At 62.0% G+C, this 20,651-nt stretch carries 17 protein-coding genes; 7 read left to right on the forward strand and 10 right to left on the reverse strand.

What is annotated here, in order from left to right; genetic code table 11:
- Nucleotides 1-4 precede the first annotated feature (4 nt).
- Genes BM026_RS11795 through ureE form a run of 4 tightly spaced genes read right to left on the reverse strand, consistent with a single transcriptional unit; the run spans nt 5 to nt 2,398 of the window.
- On the reverse strand, nt 5-577 hold the full coding sequence (locus BM026_RS11795; protein ID WP_071491648.1) for a HupE/UreJ family protein: 573 nt from the start codon (nt 575-577) through the stop codon (nt 5-7).
- A gap of 22 nt (nt 578-599) precedes the next feature.
- Complete coding sequence (gene ureG, locus BM026_RS11800) at nt 600-1,214, reverse strand: urease accessory protein UreG (protein ID WP_071491647.1); 615 nt, start codon at nt 1,212-1,214, stop codon at nt 600-602.
- Between the two features lie 12 nt (nt 1,215-1,226).
- Entirely contained in the window at nt 1,227-1,901 is a 675-nt protein-coding gene (locus BM026_RS11805) for an urease accessory protein UreF (protein WP_093528614.1), read from the reverse strand.
- Complete coding sequence (gene ureE, locus BM026_RS11810; RefSeq protein WP_093528617.1) at nt 1,898-2,398, reverse strand: urease accessory protein UreE; 501 nt, start codon at nt 2,396-2,398, stop codon at nt 1,898-1,900. Before ureE ends, BM026_RS11805 begins: the two co-directional genes overlap by 4 nt.
- 276 nt (nt 2,399-2,674) lie before the next feature.
- Here ureE and BM026_RS11815 point away from each other — a divergent pair, with 276 nt between their 5' ends.
- Nucleotides 2,675-3,172 (forward strand): C40 family peptidase, encoded by a 498-nt coding sequence (locus BM026_RS11815; protein ID WP_093513430.1) that lies wholly within the window; start codon nt 2,675-2,677, stop codon nt 3,170-3,172.
- Nucleotides 3,173-3,177: 5 nt separating this feature from the next.
- Here the strand turns inward: BM026_RS11815 and BM026_RS11820 are convergent, their stop codons facing one another.
- Both BM026_RS11820 and BM026_RS11825 read right to left on the reverse strand, forming a co-directional pair.
- A complete protein-coding gene (locus BM026_RS11820; protein ID WP_058423535.1) occupies nt 3,178-3,810 on the reverse strand; it encodes a TetR family transcriptional regulator in 633 nt (210 codons plus the stop codon).
- A 151-nt stretch (nt 3,811-3,961) separates the two neighbouring features.
- Nucleotides 3,962-4,414 carry a hypothetical protein gene (locus BM026_RS11825; protein WP_071491643.1) on the reverse strand — a complete coding sequence of 151 codons (453 nt, stop codon included), beginning with the start codon at nt 4,412-4,414 and terminating at the stop codon, nt 3,962-3,964.
- 359 nt (nt 4,415-4,773) lie between these two features.
- Here BM026_RS11825 and BM026_RS11830 point away from each other — a divergent pair, with 359 nt between their 5' ends.
- Nucleotides 4,774-6,843: an AsmA family protein gene (locus BM026_RS11830; RefSeq protein WP_092246649.1), complete on the forward strand. Its 2,070-nt coding sequence runs from the start codon at nt 4,774-4,776 to the stop codon at nt 6,841-6,843.
- Nucleotides 6,844-6,961: 118 nt separating this feature from the next.
- Here the strand turns inward: BM026_RS11830 and BM026_RS11835 are convergent, their stop codons facing one another.
- Nucleotides 6,962-7,492, reverse strand: coding sequence for a ferritin-like domain-containing protein (locus tag BM026_RS11835; RefSeq protein WP_028615542.1), 531 nt, complete (start codon nt 7,490-7,492; stop codon nt 6,962-6,964).
- A gap of 171 nt (nt 7,493-7,663) precedes the next feature.
- Here BM026_RS11835 and BM026_RS11840 point away from each other — a divergent pair, with 171 nt between their 5' ends.
- Nucleotides 7,664-8,554 (forward strand): esterase/lipase family protein, encoded by an 891-nt coding sequence (locus BM026_RS11840; RefSeq protein WP_092246655.1) that lies wholly within the window; start codon nt 7,664-7,666, stop codon nt 8,552-8,554.
- On the opposite strand, the gene BM026_RS11845 is transcribed toward BM026_RS11840, so the two are convergent.
- Nucleotides 8,551-9,420 carry a DMT family transporter gene (locus BM026_RS11845; protein ID WP_071491640.1) on the reverse strand — a complete coding sequence of 290 codons (870 nt, stop codon included), beginning with the start codon at nt 9,418-9,420 and terminating at the stop codon, nt 8,551-8,553. The genes BM026_RS11840 and BM026_RS11845 overlap by 4 nt on opposite strands.
- Before the next feature lie 97 nt (nt 9,421-9,517).
- Between BM026_RS11845 and BM026_RS11850 the strand changes: the two genes are divergently transcribed.
- From BM026_RS11850 to BM026_RS11860, 3 genes are all read left to right on the forward strand, one after another.
- A complete protein-coding gene (locus BM026_RS11850; RefSeq protein WP_092246685.1) occupies nt 9,518-10,306 on the forward strand; it encodes an AraC family transcriptional regulator in 789 nt (262 codons plus the stop codon).
- A 71-nt stretch (nt 10,307-10,377) separates the two neighbouring features.
- On the forward strand, nt 10,378-10,677 hold the full coding sequence (locus BM026_RS11855) for a PsiF family protein (protein ID WP_017849707.1): 300 nt from the start codon (nt 10,378-10,380) through the stop codon (nt 10,675-10,677).
- 207 nt (nt 10,678-10,884) lie between these two features.
- Nucleotides 10,885-11,898: an AI-2E family transporter gene (locus BM026_RS11860; protein WP_027607720.1), complete on the forward strand. Its 1,014-nt coding sequence runs from the start codon at nt 10,885-10,887 to the stop codon at nt 11,896-11,898.
- Nucleotides 11,899-12,023: 125 nt separating this feature from the next.
- Here the strand turns inward: BM026_RS11860 and BM026_RS11865 are convergent, their stop codons facing one another.
- Nucleotides 12,024-13,292: an Hsp70 family protein gene (locus BM026_RS11865; protein WP_093513426.1), complete on the reverse strand. Its 1,269-nt coding sequence runs from the start codon at nt 13,290-13,292 to the stop codon at nt 12,024-12,026.
- 238 nt (nt 13,293-13,530) lie between these two features.
- Between BM026_RS11865 and BM026_RS11870 the strand changes: the two genes are divergently transcribed.
- On the forward strand, nt 13,531-14,457 hold the full coding sequence (locus BM026_RS11870) for a DnaJ C-terminal domain-containing protein (RefSeq protein WP_092246658.1): 927 nt from the start codon (nt 13,531-13,533) through the stop codon (nt 14,455-14,457).
- A 23-nt stretch (nt 14,458-14,480) separates the two neighbouring features.
- Here the strand turns inward: BM026_RS11870 and BM026_RS11875 are convergent, their stop codons facing one another.
- Nucleotides 14,481-20,612 carry an NEL-type E3 ubiquitin ligase domain-containing protein gene (locus BM026_RS11875; RefSeq protein WP_218189400.1) on the reverse strand — a complete coding sequence of 2,044 codons (6,132 nt, stop codon included), beginning with the start codon at nt 20,610-20,612 and terminating at the stop codon, nt 14,481-14,483.
- Nucleotides 20,613-20,651: the final 39 nt, after the last annotated feature.

Raw genomic sequence — 20,651 nt, forward strand, 5'->3', positions numbered from 1 at the left:
CAAATCAGCCTGCCAACAACCAGACCCCGGTCGCCGCCGAAGCCGCCCCGGCAACCCGTACCAGCGGCGCCGCCGCAGCCGGCAGCAAGCGCACCACAGCGTAACCGGCAGCATGCAGCACCGCCGTTGCACCGACAAAACCAGCCGCATACGCCCAGGGGCTGGACATGTCCGGCAGCTCCAAGCCATGGGCCACGCCATGGAACAGCGCGAACAAGGCTGTCGCCCCGACCGCCACGAACAGCGGCGGACGCACCGCCAGCGCGACCGCCAGACCCAGGGCCAGCACCGACGCGGCAATCCCGCTTTCCAGCGCCGGCAACTCCAGGCCTTCAAAACCCAGCACGCCGCCAATCAGCATGGTGCCCACGAAAGTGCACGGCAGTGCCCAGCGCGCGGCGCCTTTTTGTTGGGCGGCCCACAAGCCGACGGCGACCATGGCCAATAAGTGATCGATTCCGCTCAGGGGATGGCTGATGCCGGCCACCAGGCCGTTGTCGCCGTGGCCCGGGTGGGCGAAGGCCAGGGCAGGGGCCAGCAGCAGGGCGGCGGCGGTCAGCAGTTTCTTGAGGTTCATGGACAGGTTCCTTATGGGTTGATCAGGCGGCGGTCAGCAGGCCTTGGCGTTCGATGAAGGCGACGATGTCATCCAGGCCGACGCCGGTTTTCTGGTTGCTGAACACAAAGGGTTTACCGTTGCGCATGCGGGTGGTGTCGCTGTTCATCAGCTCCAGCGAGGCACCGACCAGCGGGGCCAGGTCGATCTTGTTGATCACCAGCAGGTCGGACTTGCAGATGCCCGGCCCACCCTTGCGTGGCAGCTTGTCGCCGGCGGACACGTCGATCACGTAGATGGTCAGGTCCGACAGTTCCGGGCTGAACGTAGCCGACAGGTTGTCGCCGCCGGATTCCACCAGGATCAGGTCCAGGCCGGGGAAGCGGCGATTGAGCTGGTCCACGGCCTCCAGGTTGATCGAGGCGTCTTCGCGGATCGCCGTATGCGGGCAGCCGCCGGTTTCCACGCCGATGATGCGTTCCGGCGCCAGGGCCTGGTTGCGCACCAGGAAGTCGGCGTCTTCGCGGGTGTAGATGTCGTTGGTGACCACCGCCAGGTTGTAGCGATCGCGCAGCGCCAGGCACAGGGCCAGGGTCAGGGCGGTCTTGCCGGAGCCCACCGGGCCGCCGATGCCGACGCGTAGAGGTTGTGCGTTCATGTGTGTTGTCTCCTAGGAACGGAACAGGCGGCTGTATTGGCGCTCGTGGGCCATGCACGCCAGGGACAGGCCAAACGCGGCGCTGCCGAGATGATCAGGGTCGATGTGGCTGGCGTCCTGCTGGGCTTGTTGCAACAGCGGCAGCAGTTCGCTGGTCAGGCGTTGGGCGGCTTGCTGGCCCAGCGGCAGGGTTTTCATCAGCACCGCCAATTGGTTTTCCAGCCAGCTCCACAGCCATGCGGCGAGGGCATCGGCGGGGGTGATGTGCCAGGCGCGGGCGGCCAGGGCCCAGCCCAGGGCGAGGTGAGGTTCGGTGCACTGTTGAAGAAAGGTGCGGGCCGCGTCGTCCAACTCGGGCAGGCCATTGAGCAGTTGTTGCAGGGAGTAGCCCATCTGCCGGCTTTCCTGATACAGCTCGCGTGTCTCACGGCTGGCGCGGTGTTCCTCACACAACTGTGCCAGGCGCGACCAATCCGCCGCCTGGGCGGCCTGGCAATGGGCGAGCAGCAACGGTGCCTCGAAACGCGCGAGGTTGAGCAGCAACTGGTCGCTGATCCAGCGGCGCGCACTGGCCGCATCGTTGACGCGACCGTTATCGACGGCCATTTCCAGGCCTTGTGAATAGCTGTATCCGCCAATCGGCAATTGCGGACTGGCCAGACGCAGCAGCGCCCAGGCTGGGTTCATAGACGCACGCCGAACTGATGCAGCTTGGGCGGGTAATTGAAGTCTTCATCGCCATGGCGCGAATGATGATGGCCGCCGCCATAGGCACCATGCTCCGGTTGAAACGGCGCTTCGATGGTTTGCGTTTGCGCACCCAACTGTTCGAGCATGGCCTTGAGCACGTAGTCGTCGAGCAGGCGCAACCAGCCGTCACCTACTTGTAACGCGACGTGGCGATTGCCCAGGTGATAGGCCGCACGGGTCAGTTCGAATGCACTGCTGCAGGTCACGTGTAAGAGGTGTTCAGGCCGCGCGCACACGCGTACGACGCGTCCGTCTTCAGCCTGCAGGAATTCGCCATCGTGCAACGGAGGCTGGCCGCGCTCCAGAAAAAGGCCTACGTCTTCACCGTCGGCACTGAAACAGCGCAGGCGGCTTTTGCTGCGAGCTTCGAAGTTCAGCAGCAACTCGGCGGCCCAGAGGGCTTGGGGGGCGATTCGGCGGTGGATCACCAGCATCAGGAAGCTTCCAGCTATGAGCGATGCAACAGCTAGAGCAAGGGGCTTGCCAACCTCACTGGGGTGTAGGAAATGCCTGTAGGTGTGTGGGTGGCGCCACTAAATAGGGCGAAAAAAACTCGGCTGGATTGCGCCAAAATGGTGCGAAGTATTGCCTGTTGCACTGTGATGGGTGTTTTCAGATTTTCCCTACAGGGTCAAAGGAAATGGCGTTCATCAGGTTACCTGCGAGATCTTTAGTCTGTGCGCCGTGTTTAATCCACTGCGACGTTCATCATGTTCAAATCACTTTGTTACCTGTTTATAGTCAGCCTGACTTTCATCCTGTCTTCGGCCTCCGCCAATCTGCAGCCTCATGCCTCTTTCTCCACTTCACTGAAAGAAGCATCCATCGATGACGTGATCGACCGCGCCCACGAACTGCTAGGCACGCCGTACAAATGGGGCGGCACCTCGGCGGACCAGGGCTTCGATTGCAGCAGTTTCCTGGTCTATCTGTTCAAGACCCAAGCCAATATCCAGCTACCCCGTACGACGGTCGCGATGCACCGCTCCACGGCCCCGACCATCAAGCGCAATGCGCTCAAGCCCGGCGATGCGGTGTTTTTCAAGGGTAACGGGCGCGGCCAGGTCAGCCATGTGGGCCTTTACATCGGCGAGGGCAAATTTATTCATTCGCCGCGTACCGGCAAGAGCATCCGCATCGATTCGTTGAGCAACAACTACTGGAACAGGAACTACACCACGGCCAAGCGCTTCCACTCAGCGGGATGATGGCGTTACTCGGTGCTGCCCAGGCCTTGCCAGTGTTTCAAACCGATAAAGATAAAGCGCAATTGCTGGGTGATTTTTGCCTGGGGCGTGAGGTGGTCAGGCAGGGCCTGGGCCGGCGGGTCGATGATATCGGGCAGGGTAGCGAATACACTTTTAACGATCAGGTCGGCCATCACGTGCAAACCTTCGGCATCCAGATGCTGCAGCTTGGGCATCAGCGTCAGGTCGGCTGCCAGGTCACGGGTGATGTCTTCGCGCAAGGCGCCGATCGCTTGGCGCACCGCCAGGCAGCCACCGTATTGTTCACGGGCCAGGAACAGGAATTGCGAACGGTTGGCCGAGACCACATCCAGAAAGATCCGCACGGAGGCATCGATAATGCCGCCCATCACGAACTCGTTGTGGCGCACCAGGCGGATCGTGGCGCGGAAGGTCTGGCCCACTTCGCTGACCAGGACGAGCCCAAGCTGGTCCATATCGGCAAAATGGCGGTAGAAACCGGTGGGCACGATGCCGGCCGTCTTCGCCACTTCGCGCAGGCTCAGGCTGCCAAACCCACGGCCACACTCCATCAGATGGCGGGCTGCGTCCATCAGGGCGAGGCGTGTCTGTTGCTTCTGTTCGGCGCGGGGCAGCATTGGCGAGCGGGCTTTGTCGGCAAGTACAGCGACGCACTCTAGCAAAACAGTTCTGTTGGCGTCGAACTTGGCAGGGGAAGGGCGTGACGCGATCTACAGGAAAGCAAAAGCCCGATCGACAGATCGGGCTTTTTTTTCGGCCACCACGGGGTTAGCTCTGTGCTTGATGCAGTTCTTGCAGACGGTCAGCACCGCCTTCGGCAATACCCTGGGTGTAGGCACGTTCATTGGCTTGTTCAGCACCACCTTCAACCAGGCCTTTCTGTTCAAGGCGATCACGGCCACCTTCGGCAACAGCATTGCGTTCCAGCAGGCGATCGGCGCCACCTTCAACCAGACCTTTCTGTTCCAGGCGGTTGCGACCGTTTTCGGTCAGGCCTTCGGTGTAGGCGCGTTTGTTGGCTTGTTCAGAGCCATTCTCAGCAACGGCGCCTTTGGCGTAGTCACGGTTCTCTTCTTCTTGCGAACCGCTGCGAGCGACGGTCTGGCTGAAATGAGCGGCGTCGGCTTTGACTTGTGGGGTGGCCTGTTCGGCGGCTGGCAGGGCAAAGGCACTGGAAGCCAGGATGGATAACAGGACGGTAGCGAGTACTTGGCGTTTCATGATGGGTTGCTCCTTGGGAGGGCGATAAAGTGGGTACAGGGCTAATGCTACTCTCGATAAGTCGATATAAAAGTTCATAAACACAATGGTAATAATCAACAGAATTGATTGTTCTGGTCAGAGGCTCTAGGACGGGCCTCTCAAGCACGCGGTTTTGCACCGGTGTGGGTATTTTCGACACGCGCATGGGTAACAATGGTGCGGTGGCGCAGGTGGAATCTGTCGAGTCGGTCAGGAAATGAGCTTTTTCCTGGCAAATCGGCGATTGGGTTAAACCCCGCTGCGGTTTGCCAGTCGTAGTCCTATAAGCTGTCCTTAAAGGCTGTCATCCGGCCAGTCGTATTCAGGAGTCCTGTGCAATGACGCGCACGCGTAAAATCGCCGCTTGGAGCTGCGCCAGCTTCGTTCTGTTAATCGCCATAGTGGTATTGGTCCTGGTGTTCTTTGATTGGAACCGCATCAAGCCCCCCCTCAATGCCAAGGTCTCCGAAGAATTGCATCGACCGTTTGCTATCAATGGCAACCTGGCGGTGGTGTGGGCGCGCGAACCCGATGAAGGCGGCTGGCGCGCCTGGGTGCCGTGGCCCCATGTGATTGCCGAAGACCTGACCCTGGGCAACCCCGACTGGTCGAAAAACCCGCAGATGGTCACCCTCAAGAAGGTGGAACTGCGCATTTCGCCCCTGGCGTTGCTGGTGCAGCGTGTAGTGATCCCGCGCATCGACCTCACTGAGCCCAGCGCGCAATTGCAGCGCCTGGCCGACGGTCGCGCCAACTGGACCTTCAAGTTCGACCCCAAGGACCCCAACGCCGAGCCCTCCAACTGGGTGGTGGATATCGGCGCCATCGGCTTCGACAAAGGCCACGTGACCCTTGACGACCAGACCCTCAAGACTCAACTGGATGTGATCATCGATCCGTTGGGCAAGCCCATTCCCTTCGGTGAAATCGTCGGCGACGCCGATGCCAGGAAGGCACTGGAAAAAGGCTCCGCGCCACAGGATTACGCGTTCGGCCTCAAGGTCAAAGGCCAGTACCACGGCCAGAAACTCGACGGCAGCGGCAAGATCGGCGGCCTGCTGGCCTTGCAGGACGCGGCCAAGCCGTTCCCTCTGCAAGCCCAGGTCAAGATTGCCGACACCAGCATCGCCCTGGCCGGCACCCTTACCGACCCACTGAATCTGGGCGCCCTCGACCTGCGCCTGAAACTCGCCGGTTCCAGCCTGGGCAACCTGTATCCGCTGACCGGCGTGACCCTGCCGGATTCACCGGCCTATTCCACCGATGGCCACCTGATCGCCAAGCTGCACGAGCCCACCGGTGCCTCGTTCAGCTATGAAAACTTCAACGGCAAGATCGGCAACAGCGACATCCACGGCAGTCTCGCCTACATCGCCAGCCAGCCACGGCCCAAGCTCAGTGGCACGCTGGTGTCCAACCAACTGCTGATGACCGACCTTGCGCCCCTGATCGGCGCCGACTCCAACGCCAAGCAAAAAGCCCGTGGTGGCGACAGCAAGCAACCGGCGACCAAAGTGTTGCCGGTGGAAGAATTCCGCACCGAGCGCTGGCGCGTGATGGATGCCGATGTGGAATTCACCGGCAAACGCATCGTGCACAGTGCCGATCTGCCGTTCACCGACCTCTATACCCACCTGGTACTCACTGATGGCGAACTGAGCCTGGAACCCCTGCGTTTTGGCGTGGCCGGCGGCAAGCTGGATGCGCAGATTCGCCTGAATGGCCGCACCACGCCGATGGAGGGTCGCGCCAAACTCACCGCGCGCAACTTCAAGCTCAAACAACTGTTCCCGACCTTCGAACCGATGAAGACCAGCTTCGGTGAACTCAATGGCGATGCCGATATTTCCGGGCGCGGCAACTCGGTGGCGGCACTGCTGGGCACCTCCAACGGTGACCTGAAGATGCTCATCAACGACGGCGCGATCAGCCGTGGCCTGATGGAAATCGCCGGGCTCAACGTGGGTAACTACGTGGTCGGCCGCCTGTTCGGCGACAAAGAAGTGAAGATCAACTGCGCAGCGGCGGACTTCGGCATCAAGACCGGCCTGGCGACCACACGTCTGTTCGTGTTCGATACCGAGAACGCTATCGTCTACATCGATGGCACCGCGAACATGGCTACGGAGCAATTGGATCTCACCATTACGCCGGAATCGAAAGGCTTCCGCCTGTTCTCCCTGCGTTCACCGCTGTATGTGAACGGGCCGTTCATCAAGCCGAATGCGGGTGTGAAGGCCATTCCGTTGGCACTGCGTGGCGCAGGCATGGTGGCGCTTGGGGTCATCGCCGGACCGGCTGCCGGGTTGCTGGCGCTGGTTGCCCCCAGTGGCGGGGAACCGAACGAGTGCGCGCCGCTGCTGCAACAGATGAAAGAAGGCAAGGCGCCAAAAACCGTGAAAGGCTAACTGCAAATGTGAGAGGGGGCTTGCCCCCGATGGCGGCATATCAGTCGATATCTCAATTGACTGATCCACCGCTATCGGGGGCAAGCCCCCTCCCACATGGGTATTGCGTTCTGCTGGGTTACAGGCTTTCGAGAATATCCGCCATGTCGTCGGCATGCTCTTCTTCCTGCGCGAGGATCTCTTCGAACAGGCGGCGGGTGGTTGGGTCCTTATCACCGATGTACTGGATGATTTCGCGGTAGCTGTCCACGGCAATCCGTTCGGCGACCAGGTCTTCGTAGACCATTTCCTTGAGGTTATTGCCCGCTACATATTGCGCATGGGAGTTCTTCGACAGCAGGTCCGGGTTGAACTCCGGCTCGCCGCCCAACTGCACGATGCGTTCGGCGAGTTTGTCGGCGTGTTCGGCTTCCTGGGTGGCGTGTTCGAGGAACTCTTGTGCAGCGACGGCGGCCTTGATGCCGCTGGCCATGAAGTAATGACGCTTGTAGCGCAACACGCAGACCAGCTCGGTGGCCAGCGACGCGTTGAGCAGGCGGATGATTTCTTCGCGGTCGGCGTCATAGCCCTCGGTCACGGCACCGTTTTCTACGTTCTGGCGGGCGCGGCTGCGCAGGGTCGCAACGTCAGTCAAGTTTGCTTCGGTCATCTCTATCTCCTGGGGCTAATCCGGTTTTGCGCCACGCTCTGCCGGCGTGATCGCTCCAAGTTGTGAGTCCTGGGAGAAGCAAAAAGTTTTATTGGATTTACCGGCAACGTCACAAGCCCGACTTGAGGTTGGGCTAGGCTGGATGGATAGGATTGAAAGGATGCCCGGTTCATGCCGCAGTCGTTGGCCACGCGTTACCCCCTGGTGTTGGTACCCGGCATGCTCGGTTTCGTGCGCCTGGGCTGGTTCCCGTACTGGTACGGCATCGTCCCGGCATTGCGGGCGGGCGGGGCGCAGGTGTTTGCGGTGCAGGTGGCGCCGCTGGATTCCAGCGAGGTGCGTGGCGAGCAACTGTTGCTGCAGATCGAACGCATTCGCCGCGAAACCGGTGCCGACAAGGTCAACCTGATCGGCCACAGCCAGGGCTCGCTCACTGCGCGGTATGCGGCGGCCAAGCGCCCCGAGTGGGTCGCCTCGGTGACCTCCGTGGCAGGCCCCAATCATGGCTCGGAGCTGGCGGACCATATCCACCTGCATTACCCCGCTGACGGCGTGAAGGGCCGAATCATGAGCGCGCTGTTTCACCTGGCCGCCTGGGTGATGGGCGTGCTGGAAACCGGCTATCGCGGGCCACGCTTCAAAGCGGACTTGCAGGCGTCCCATCACTCACTGACCAGTGCCGGCGTGGCGTTGTTCAACCAGCAATACCCGCAGGGGTTGCCGCAGACCTGGGGCGGGCAGGGTGCTGAAGAGGTCAACGGCGTGCGCTATTACTCGTGGTCCGGCACCTTGCAGCCGGGCATCACTGACCGTGGCCGCAACCTGTTCGACGGCACGAACCGCAGTTGCCGTTTGTTCGCCCGCAGCTTCGTGCGGGAAAAGGGCCAGTGCGACGGCATGGTCGGGCGCTATAGCTCACACCTGGGGTTGGTGATCGGTGATGACTACGCGCTGGACCACTTCGATATCGTCAACCAGTCCCTGGGCCTGGTGGGCAAGGGCGCGGAGCCGATCCGGCTGTTTGTCGAGCATGCCCGGCGCTTGAAGGCGGCCGGGGTTTAACGCACCGGCGTGGTCCAGCGCTCCGACAAGATCACCCCGCCCAAGGTCAGCAGGCCGCCCACCAGGTGGTACGGCGCCAGTTCTTCTTTCAACACCACGGCGGCGATCAGCGCGGTGATCAACGGCAGCAGGTTGAAAAACAACGTGGTGCGGCTCGGGCCCAGGGTCTTCACCGAGTGCATCCACGCCAGCGGTGCCAGCATCGAAGCCAACAGGCATGCATACAACACCAGCGGAATGTTGGCCCAGCCCAGGCCGGCCTTGGCCGAGAACAGGAACAGCGGAAACAGCACCACCACCGCCACCAGCACCTGCAGATACAGCAGCACCAGCGGGGGCAGGCGCAGTTGCCATTTTTTCAGCAGGGTGCTGTAGACCGCATAGGCCAGGGTGGCGACCAGCATCATGCCGTCACCCAGGTTGACCCCATGTTGCAGCAGTGCGCCGAGGCTGCCGGCGGACACCACCACGACCACGCCGGCGAATGACAGCACCGCACCGGTCAGCGCACCGTAGGTCAGGCGTTGGCCGAGGCTGATGATCGCCGCCGCCAGCGCCATCAACGGCATCAGGGACAGGATGATGCCCATGTTGGTCGCCGTGGTGAGCGACGCGGCGTAGTAGGCCAGGCTCTGGTACACCGCCATGCCCAGCACACCAAGGATGAACACTTTGCCCAGGTTCGGGCGGATCTGCGCCCAGTGGGCAATCACCGGCTTGAGCATGAATGGCGTAAACAGCAGTGCCGCCAGCAGCCAGCGATAGAAGCCAATCTCCGCCGGGAAGATCGAACCCACGGCCAGTTTGTTGACGACGGTGTTGCCGGCCCAGATAAAAATGGCCAGCAAGGGATAAGCGTATTGCATCGAAAGGAGCCCGGTGTATAGATGAGGCAGGATTATCCATTGTCTGGATCGAAGCCTATACTGCGATCCAGACAACCCACCGCTGTATCCAGACAACATGGCCAAGCACAACGTACGCCTCCAGGATTTCCCCCAACTGCCGAGCCCGGTGTATTTCCGCTATTCGGATTTCGCCCCCGACACCGAGTGCACGCCGCACCAGCATTTCTGGGGTTCGCTGGATTACTCCGCCAGTGGCGTGATGCGCATGGAAGTGGCCGGCAGCCGCTTCATGTCACCGCCGCAGTACGCCGTGTGGGTGCCGCCGCATACCGAGCACAGTTCCTATAACGCCGAGGCAATCGTCTACCACTCGGTGGGGCTGGCCCCGGAACTCTGCGAGCAATTGCCCCGGCAGCCGTGCACCCTGGCCATCAGCGATATCCTCAAGGCCATTCTCAGTGACTTCGCCCAGCGCGACGTGAACATGCCGCAGACCGAGTCCGACGTCCGCCTGGCCCAGGTGCTGGTGGACCAACTCAAGCAGGCGCCGATCCACGAGTGCTTCCTGCCCTACGCCCGTCACCCAGGGCTGCTCGGCGTACTGGAAGGCATGCAGGCCGATCCCGGCGACAACCGGCCGCTGGCGCACTGGGCCGAACAGGTGCACGTGAGCGAGCGCACCCTGGCACGTCAGTTCATACGGGAGCTGGGCATGAGCTTCGGCGAATGGCGCCAGCGCCTGCGTTACCTGGCCGCCATCGAGGCCCTCGACAGCGAGCGCAGCGTGCAACATGTGGCGTTTGACCTGGGCTACAGCACCGCCTCGGCGTTTATCGCCATGTTCCAGCGCCAGGCGGGATGTACCCCCGAGCAGTACCGGCGTGCCCATATTCGTAGTCGGTGAAGATGTAACAGGCTTTGACTACACTGCTCGGTAGGCCGTGCCCGTCGGCGCGGTAACAGGGAGAAAACTCCATGAAGATGCTGCGTATTCCGCTGTTGATGATGGGCTTGCTGTTGTGTTCCCAAGGCTTTGCCGCCACCGCCCAGCAAAACAAAATGACCACCTGCAACGCCGAAGCCACCACCAAGACGCTCAAGGGCGACGAGCGCAAGGCGTTCATGAAGACCTGCCTGTCCGCCCCGGCGGCCAATGATGCCAAGACCCTGACACCGCAGCAGCAGAAGATGAAGGATTGCAATGCGTCGGCGAAAACCAAGGCGCTGACCGGCGATGCGCGTAAAACCTTTATGAGCACCTGTCTCAAAGGCTGATCGCTCTTTCGCGAACGCCGCAGATCAACGGTGGGAGCCGGGCTTGCCCGCGATACAGGCACCTTGCTCTGTCTGCTACACCGCGGCGAGGCCATCGCGGGCAAGCCCGGCTCCCACACTTGATCGCATTCATAATCGACCCACTCGCTTGATTCCCTCAAGGCTGGCAGACTGCCCATCCTTTAACGCCGTTCGTTTTGAGGCTGTATGCCAACGTTTTCTCAGCGTCACGTGCTATTGCTGGCCAGCTACATCATCATTTTTGGCGGGTTGCTGCTGGTGCTGCCGCTCAAATTGCTGCCCAGCCTGCTGGCCGGCCTGTTGGTCTATGAACTGGTCAACATGCTCACCCCTCAACTGCAACGGCTGATCGAAGGTCGGCGCGCGCGCTGGCTGGCAGTAGCGTTGCTGGGCACCCTGATCGTCAGCGTGCTGGCGCTGATCTTTGCCGGCGCCATCAGCTTCCTGCTCCACGAAGCGGAAAACCCCGGGGCGTCCCTCGATAAATTCATGGGTGTGGTCGACCGCGCGCGCGGCCAGTTGCCGCCGTTCCTCGACGCCTACCTGCCCGCCAGCGCTGCCGAGTTCCGTGTGGCCATCGGTGACTGGCTGAGCAAGCACCTCAGCGAACTGCAACTGGTGGGCAAAGACGCCGCCCACATGTTCGTCACCTTGCTGATCGGCATGGTGCTCGGCGCGATCATCGCCCTGCAGCGCGTGCCCGACCTGACCAAACGCAAACCCCTGGCCGCCGCGCTGTTCGACCGCCTGCACTTGCTGGTCCAGGCGTTTCGCAACATTGTCTTCGCCCAGATCAAGATCGCCGCGCTCAACACCGCCTTCACCGCCGTGTTCCTCGCCGTGGTACTGCCGCTGTGTGGCATCCACCTGCCGCTGACCAAGACCCTGATCGTGCTGACCTTCCTGCTCGGCCTGCTGCCGGTGATCGGCAACCTGATGTCCAACACCCTGATCACCATCGTCGCGCTGTCGCTGTCGATCTGGGTGGCGGTGGCGGCGTTGGGTTACCTGATCGTGATCCACAAGGTCGAGTACTTCCTCAACGCGCGGATCGTGGGCGGGCAGATCAGTGCCAAGTCGTGGGAGTTGCTGTTGGCGATGCTGGTGTTTGAGGCCGCGTTTGGCTTGCCGGGGGTGGTCGCAGGGCCGATTTACTACGCGTATTTGAAGAGTGAGCTGAAGCTCGGTGGGATGGTTTAGGCCTTGTATTAGCCGGTCTGGCCCATCGGGGGCAAGCCCCATCCCACATTTTGATCTGTGAACACATTCAAAGGTGGGAGGGGGGCTTGCCCCCGATGGGCGCGACGCAGCGTTTCAGATAAAACTCAGCTGCCGTAGCGCTTGCTGGCCTCAATCGCCAAGCCGCTGCCAATACTGCCGAAGATATTGCCTTCCACATGCCGCGCATTCGGCAGCATCGCCGAAATGCTGTGGCGCAGTGCCGGAATGCCGCTGGAACCGCCGGTAAAGAACACCGTGTCCACCTGTGCCACGCTCACCGACGCATCGTTGAGCAACTGCGTGACGCTGTTGCGCACGCGCTCCAGCAAACCGTCGATGGCCGATTCAAATAGCGTCCGGCTCAGCTCCACGCTCAACCCTGGCTCAACCCGGTCCAGCAGCACGTGGCGGCTGTCGTCGTGGGTCAGCTGGATCTTGGTTTCTTCCACTTCCATGGCCAGCCAGTGCCCGGCGCGCTGTTCGATCAGCTTGAACAGGCGGTCGATGCCACCGGTGTCTTCGATGTCGTAGCGCATGCTGCCCAAGGCCAGCTGGGACTTTTGCGAGTACACCGAGTTGATGGTGTGCCAGGTGGCCAGGTTCATGTGGTGGCTGGTGGGCATGTAGGCGCCGCTTTTCATGCGGCTGCCGTAGCCGAACAGCGGCATCATGCCGTTCAGCGAGAGCTGTTTGTCGAAGTCGGTACCGCCGATGTGCACGCCGCCGGTGGCGAGGATGTCGCTCTGGCGGTTGTCGTTGTGGCGACGGTCCGGCGACAGGCGCACCAGGGAAAAGTCGGACGTACCGCCGCCGATGTCGACGATCAGCACCAATTCTTCTTTCTCGATGGTGGACTCGTAGTCAAACGCCGCCGCAATCGGCTCGTACTGGAACGAGATGTCCTTGAAGCCGATCTTGCGTGCCACGTCGACCAGGGTGTTTTCGGCTTCCTGGTCGGCCATCGGGTCGTCATCGACGAAAAACACCGGGCGACCCAGCACCACTTCTTCGAACTCGCGCCCGGCGTTGGCTTCGGCGCGGCTCTTGAGTTGGCCGATAAACAGCGCCAGCAGGTCGGTGAACGGCATTGCGGTGCCGAGCACGCTGGTATCGTGCTTGATCAGCTTGGAACCCAGCAGGCTCTTGAGCGAGCGCATCAGCCGGCCTTCGTAGTTTTCCAGGTATTCGTGCAGGGCCAGGCGACCGTACACCGGGCGGCGCTCCTCGAAGTTGAAGAACACCACCGACGGCAACGTGATCTTGTCGTCCTCCAGCGCGATGAGCGTCTCCTCGCCGGGGCGGATCCAGCCGACGGTGGAGTTGGACGTGCCAAAGTCGATGCCGCAGGCACGGGCTGGGGATGGGTTTTTCATGTCTATCGGGTTCCGGTTGAAAAACGGCCGCGCAGTGTATGCCAGTCGAAGGCGGATGCGTAGGCCGACTATCCGCTAAATCGTGCTTGAAAGTTGGGTATTCGCCCCCACATCTGATGCATACGGCAAGTGCCGATAACACTTTGACGCATCCCCAGGCCACATCACTCAACAAGTGCAATGCAGCGCACGTTGTGCCCCGGGCTGTGCGATCTCGATTAAGGATGGTGAACCGCCGATGGATTTCAAAGACTATTACAAGATATTGGGCGTAGAGCCGACGGCCGACGATAAGGAAATCAAGGCGGCCTATCGCAAGCTCGCACGCAAATATCACCCCGACGTGAGCAAGGAAAAAGACGCCGAAGCCAAGTTCAAGGACGCGTCCGAAGCCTATGAGGCGCTCAAGAGTGCCGACAAGCGCGCCGAATACGACGAGCTGCGCAAATACGGCCAGCATGGCCAACCGTTCCAGGGACCACCGGGTTGGCAGAGCCGCGGCGGTGGTGGCGGCGAGGATTTCTCGGACTTCTTCAGCTCGATCTTCGGCTCCCGTGGCGACGCCTTTGGTGGCGGCCAACGCCGTCCTGCCGGGCGTAAAGGCCAGGACGTGGAGATGCAGCTGTCGGTGTTCCTCGAGGAGACGCTGTCCACCGAATCCAAGCAGATCAGCTTCCAGGTGCCGCAGTACGACGCCTCGGGCCGGCATGTCAGCAACACCACCAAGAGCCTGAACGTGAAGATTCCCGCCGGCGTGACCGACGGCGAGCGCATCCGGCTCAAGGGCCAGGGCGCGCCGGGCATTGGCGGCGGGGCCAATGGCGACCTGTACCTGATCATCAAGTTCGCGCCACACCCCAGGTTTGAAGTGGATGGCGAAAACCTGATCATCAACCTGCCGCTGGCGCCGTGGGAATTGGCGCTGGGCACGGAAGTGGCGGTGCCGACGCTGACCGGCAAGATCAACCTCAAGGTCCCCGCCAACAGCCAGAACGGCCAGCGCATGCGTGCCAAGGGCCACGGCCTGCTGAACAAGGCCGGGCAACGTGGCTACCTGTTCGTGCAGCTCAAGGCCGTGATGCCCAAGTCGGACGATGAGGCGGTCAAGGCCTTGTGGCAGGAGCTGGCGCAAAAAGCGGCGTTCAACCCCCGCGAGCACTTCTGAGGGGCTGAACGCCAGGGCGGCCGTTATTGCGGGCGGCGCCCCGTCACACCCCGTGAGGGGCCGGGTTGCTGGTGATCGCCGCCGTGCGGTGTCAGCTCGGCCACCTCCCGGCGTGACAGCTCCAGCAGCTTGAGGTTACGTTCGGTGGCCTGCTCGATTTCCAGCCGGTTCAAGGCCTCGAGGTAGGCGTCATCAAAGTCTTCGTGTGCATCTTCCAAGGCGTTCTGCCGTGCGTCGGCATTGCGTTTGAGGGTGGCGAACTCATCGGCATACCGCTGCTTGAGGTAGTCCACCCAGTAGTCCCGGCTGATCAAGTCCTCGTAAAACACCTCACTGCGTTCCGCGTCGAGAATATTGTGGCGCGCGTTGGCCAGTTCAGTGCCAGTGATTGGCCGGCTGAACCGCATGTAGCGGGGTTGCCCAGGCAGCTCCAACTGGTCCGGCCACCCCCTGGCCAGGCCGATGCGGTACGACAAGCGCACTTCCGCCACGTCCGAGTGTGGAACCAGCGCCCTGTCGGCCTCGACTTCGGCTCTGCCCAGCCGGAACAACTGCCGGGACAGGTTCAACAGCGCTGCACCTCTTAGATCCAGCCGCGCCGCATCGACGTTGAGCAACGCGTTGTGCTCGTAGACCCTGACTTCCAGCCCGCTGAAAGTCAGGATGCGGCCATCGACGCAGGTGCCGTGGGTATGGGACATGGCGAACAACGCCTGGCGCAGTTCGGTGTTATCGGCGGCTGCTTCCAGCACGTTGCGCACCCGCTGCGACAGGTCGGCGCGAGCCGCGCCGAATTCCGTGGTGTCCTGCAACCGTTCGAGCAAGTGAAAAAACGCCTGGTGATCCGGTTCAGCCTGCAGTTGTGTCCAGATCTCCCGCAGCCTGCCTTGTTCAGGAAGGGGCAGGTCGTCTATCCAGGGCACCGGTTGTTCAGGTAGGGCGGGTTGCGCTGGGAGCTCTTCGTCGGGTTGTTCAGGGAAGATTTCATCGGGCTCTGGTGATGACGGGAGCCCATCGTCCAACATTGTCTGGATGTCCCGCCGTGACAGGCCCAGCGCCGAGTTGTGCCCTGTGCGGTCCATATACTCGATAAGCGCCGTCAGGCTGTCGTGGGACAGGGGGTTGTCTGAGATATCGGTGCCCTGCATCAAGGTGTCGTGGCTGCCATCCAGTGCTTCGGTCGGGATTGAACGGATGTCATTGGAACTCAGGTCGAGTGCGCGCAGATTACCGGCTTCCAATGTACCGGCCGGCCAATCCGTGAGGCGGTTACCGTTCAGGTTCAACACCTCGAGGGGCGAGCCAGGCTCGAGACTGAAAAACTCCATCAGGTTGTCGCTCAAGTCCAGCCGTTGCAGATGTGGCCAGTCATCCAGGTCGACCGCCAACTCATCGTCGATTCGGTTGTATGACAGATCCAACTCCCGCAACTCAGGCATTTCTGCGAGTGCCCTGGGCAAGCCCTGCAACTCATTGCCGGTCAGGCGCAATGTGCGCAGGTTGGAAAAGCCTGCGAGGAAACCGTTGGAGCCTTGTTGGGCGAACAGGAGGCCGCTCAGGTCCAAATGTTGCACATGGGTAAAGTCCGCCATTACCGTCGGCAGGTTGTCCAGTTGCAAGCCGTTGAAACTCAGGGTCTGGCCTGCCGCGTCTGCCGCCAGGCCCTGGCGCCAGCACGTGACGATACGTTGCGCGGCCTGGTTGCGGCGGCTAGCCAAGGTCCCGTCGCTGGCAGGGGAGCCCCGCGTGTACAGCCAGCCATTGAGCTGGCGTGTCAGGGTGTGCAGGGCCTCATTCCAAACGTCGATCAGAGCGTGCAAGTGCGCGTCACTGGCGCCGCCTGCGCGCAGGCGTGCCAGCCATTGCTGCAATGCCTGTTCGTTCATCGCGGGTTGCAAGCGCTGCAGGCGTTGCGGCAGCGGCAGGTCGGGTCCGACTGCGGGCAGGTCGAGCAGGTGGCGGGCCAATGAGCCGCCGCTTTCGGCCTCGGGGAAAACGTTGGCGGACGGTTCTTCATAGGCAAAACGTTCCAGGGCTCCGGCGGGCAGGCCCCGGGCGGTTTCGACCCGCTGTCGGGCCGTGGCCAGCGCGCGTTCGGAGGCCTGACTCAACGGTGTTCCGGCCACGTTGGTATTGAGCAGCAACTCGTCCCTGGCCAGGATAGCCTCTGGCAACACCGTAATGCGGGTGTTGCGCAGGTTCAGCGAGGTCAGTTGCGCCAAGTCCTCGATACCGGTCGGCACCTGCTGCAGGTTCGTTTCTCGCAGGTTCAGGGTGCGGAGCCGGGGCAAGTGATCGACTTCTAGCCTTGTCAGGGGGTTGCCTTGCAGCGAGAGGTGTTCCAGCGCGGGGAAGTCCTGGAGCTCGGAGGGAGCGGCGGCCAGGTCGCAATAATTCAGTTCGAGAGTGCGTACCTGAGTGAACGCCTGTATGAAATGACTGATCTGCTCCATGGGTGCACGCAGGTTCATCAGGCGCAAAGCGGTGGTCTGGGGGAAGCTGTTGGCCGGCAGATCGGGCAAGCTCGAGGGTCTTAAACCGCGTAGGTCTACCTCCAGAAATGAGTTCGGCCGCACGCGCAGCGGGTCAGCCGCCGCGTAGAGGTTGAGCACCCCGCGACTCCATTGCACCCTCAGGTAACCGTCCATCCGCCGTTGGTTCACGTGTTCAACCTCGTGCGGAGAACGCAACCACTCGTTCAGTCGGCGGTCGATTTGACTGTACTGTTCGCTCAACGCCTCAATTGCTTCGAATCGGGCGCGATGACCTGCCCAGCGCTCGGTAAAACCGTTGATCAACACCTGCGAGTCCCCTGCCGGTGCCGTCAGGCGCGTCAGTTCTCCGACACAATAACTGCGCACCATTTCCTCAAGGTCGATCAGGTGATCCGCTCGGTTGCTCAGCCGGGTATAGAGCGCCCTGAAACCGTCGCGCGACAGTCCCGACCAGTTCAGCGAGAGGCCAGCCAGCAAGCGGTCGTGGCCTTCCAGCAGTTCGGCCGGAAAACTGTCGATGCTCGTGCCGCGCAGGTTCAGGCGCTCAAGCTGGGGCAGGTCCTGCACGCCAATCGGCCAGTCGGTCACCAGGAAGCCGGATATTTCCAACTGGCGTAGCCGCGTCAGGCGGCTGACATCCAGCCGGGGAAACACGCTGTTGCTGGCAATGCTCAGCTCCTCCAACTGGCTGAGCTCGCCCAGGGTGTTGGTGTTTTCGGCCGAGAGCGGTGAAAAGAGCCGCAACCTCGTCAGTCTTGACCAGTGTGTCAATGTCTCGAGTTGATTGATGCTCCGCGGGCCGGCGACGAAGATATGCAGGCGTTCCACGCTGGGGAACAAGCCAGGCAATTGCTCCAGCGGTTGGCCGTGGGTGACCAACACGCGCACATGGGAAAAATCCGCCGTCAACGGCGGCAATGGGGCGTCGCTGGTGAGTTCAAGTCGCGCGGCTGTCTGCACGTCATTGGCCAGTGGCGCACTTCGCCAACTGGTCCTGAGGTTTTCGGCGGTGGTACTGCGCAGCATGGCTTCCGGTGAAGTGGGCGGCGGCGTTGCCACCCACTGCGCCAATGTTGCCTCCAGGATTTCCCATTCACGCCCACGCGCCTGCAGCAGCCCGTAGATCTGTGCGTCGGTTTGCCCGGCGCGGCGTTGCTGGAGGATAAAGCCGTTGGCCTGCTCGTCGCTCAAGTCGGGGTACAGATCCTGCACACGCGTCACCAGGGACGGGTCCATGCCGGCACCACGACCGCTGGCGTAGTAGCCGGCCTGATTGACGCGAATACGTACCGGTGGCTTGAACCGCGTCGCCTCGCCACGGGCCTGGCCCAGCCACTGTGGTGCCAGGTGGCTGTGCTCGACCGCACTGCGAATGATGCTGTGCTGCAACTCGGCCTGCTGGCCCACATGGGGAACGCCCAACGCCTGGCGCGCTTCGTCGGGCAGGGCATGCAGCACCGACGCGTAGAAGTTGTCGCCATACCTGGGCAGGCTGTTGAGGGCTTCGCCATGCTCGTCGAACGCCTGGTAGACCGGACCTTTCTTGACCAGGAATTTGCGTTGCATCGCGTCCTGGTTGCCGATGGCGTCGATCAGTCGGCCACCCACGTGTTCATCGCGGATTTCCAGGCGCACCGCGTCCGACCAGCCAGTCAGTTTCTGCAATGCGTGCAGGGCCAGGCGCTTGCTGTCGGTGGTCGCTATGTGATCCGTGTACAGTCCGGCATAGGCGCGGGCCTGGCGCCCTTGTCGTGCATACCAGCGGCCTTCTTCGAGCAAGGCCAGCGGCACTTTGCCGGTGCTCTCCAGGCGCTCGAGGGCTTCGGCACTGGCGTGGGCAAGAATGTCTTGCGCTGCAGGCTTGCTCAACCCCGGACAGGCTTTTCGCAATTGCGTGATGCGCAGGTCAACGGGTTTGGGGCCTTCATAGAGACTGTCGAAAATCGCTGATCGACGGGTCTGCGCAAAGTCGGCGATCTGTTTTCTGAGCTCCACCGGCCTGGCCTCCCGCACCCGTGCCGCCTCACCGCCGAGCAGGCTGGTGATCTCGTCCTCGTCCAGGGCCGCCAGGATACGTGCCGGCAACTCGCTGCTCAGCACCTCGGCGCGGCTCATGCGGATGGGCGTCCTGGCACGGACACCGGTGTACAAGCGCTCGGCACCGTACTGCACGGACTTTCCCGTCAGATCCTGACCGTCAAAAACCTCCAGCACACGACCCGTCGGCCAGCGGGGCAACTCAGTGATCAGCGGCAGGATATACAGATAACGTTCATCCACTGCCGTGCCGGTCTGCACTTGGCTGATCACGTCTTCGACGCCCCTGTCGGCTTCAAACAGGCGCATGGCATCCGTCAACTCGGGCGGCGGCGGCTGGTTGTCCAGGTGGGCCTTGCGCAGGGTGTTATCGTTGACGCCGCTGACTTCGGCGATCTTCAACAGTTGCTCGTCGGAGTATTGCTCGGTCGCGTGGCCCAGCCGGCGCAGCAGGGTCAGCCGGTCCCAGGCCAGTGGACGTTCCAGGGTATGGCGCCAGGCCCCTTGCCCGTTGTGCCGTAGCAGAGGCTGATACGCATAGGGATCGCTGGGGTGCTGGAGGCGCCATTCGCCAGGTGTTGTACCTTGGCTGATTTCGTAGTGTTTACCGTCCTGGCGGATATAGGTTTTGCCGTTGACCGCATAGCGTCCCTGGGAATCGGGGCTGGCATCGGGTGGCAGCTTGACCGGCGTTTCATAGGGTTTCAGGTCGGCTTTCCACAAGCGGGTTTTTCCATTGGGCAGGGTAACGGGTTGCAACCCCTCGACCACCGGTTCGGCCGGTACCGCCGTCAGTTTGGCCAGGCCTTTGCCTGCGCCCACCATGGCGGCCAGCAGCACCACGTTCTGTACCACATCCAACCAGTGGGCCTTGGCTGCCTTGCGATCGCCTTCCTCCCACTCCACCACGCCTTCGAAGGCTTCATACAGCAGTTGGCTGGCCATCACCCCCATCATGACCTCGCCCAGCCCGGGTACGAACATCGACACGCCGGTCAACAGCAGCATGCCGATATTGAGCAGCGCCGCCAGTTTGCGCGAGCGCACCCTGGCATCCACGTCTGCGGTGGGCACGGCGTGGGCGCGGGCGTCGGCATACAGCTTGGCGCGGTGTTGCTCGTAGAGGTAGTTCCACAAGTCGAAGTCGTCCGGCCAGAAAAGGCCGGTGTGCACCGGCGGCGTGACGATCGGGTTCAGGAAGGGGTCTTGGTTGGGCACCTGCCTGGGCGCGGGGGGTGGAGGTAGAGTGTTGACTTTATTGAAGATGTAAAAGGGGTCGGTTGCTTGGCGTAGCTGATCCAGCAGAGGCGCAAAGGGGGCCAGCTCCTGGACGAAGGTGGTCTCTGGGGCGTTCTCGGTGAACTGGCTGAAATAGTCCGCGCGGTCGGCGTAGTTGACGAACTGGCTGAAGAACCGCTGATAAGCGGTGGGGCCTTCGCGCTCGGCGGGCGGGGTGTCCGGGGTGGTGAAGCGTTGCTTGAACAGCGGCGCGAGTTCCCCCAGGGAATAGCGCTTGAGCGGCGACTGCGGCTCGTTGGGGATGTACAGCAGCAACTCGCTCTCATCGCGGATCTGGGACGTACTGAAGAGAAACACCACAACGCCCGTGAGGCGGTGGTTCATCAGGCTCAAGTCGCGGAACCATACACGCTTGCCGTTCAG

The sequence above is a fragment of the Pseudomonas sp. NFPP24 genome (assembly GCF_900112095.1).
In the GTDB taxonomy this organism is placed as follows: domain Bacteria; phylum Pseudomonadota; class Gammaproteobacteria; order Pseudomonadales; family Pseudomonadaceae; genus Aquipseudomonas; species Aquipseudomonas extremorientalis.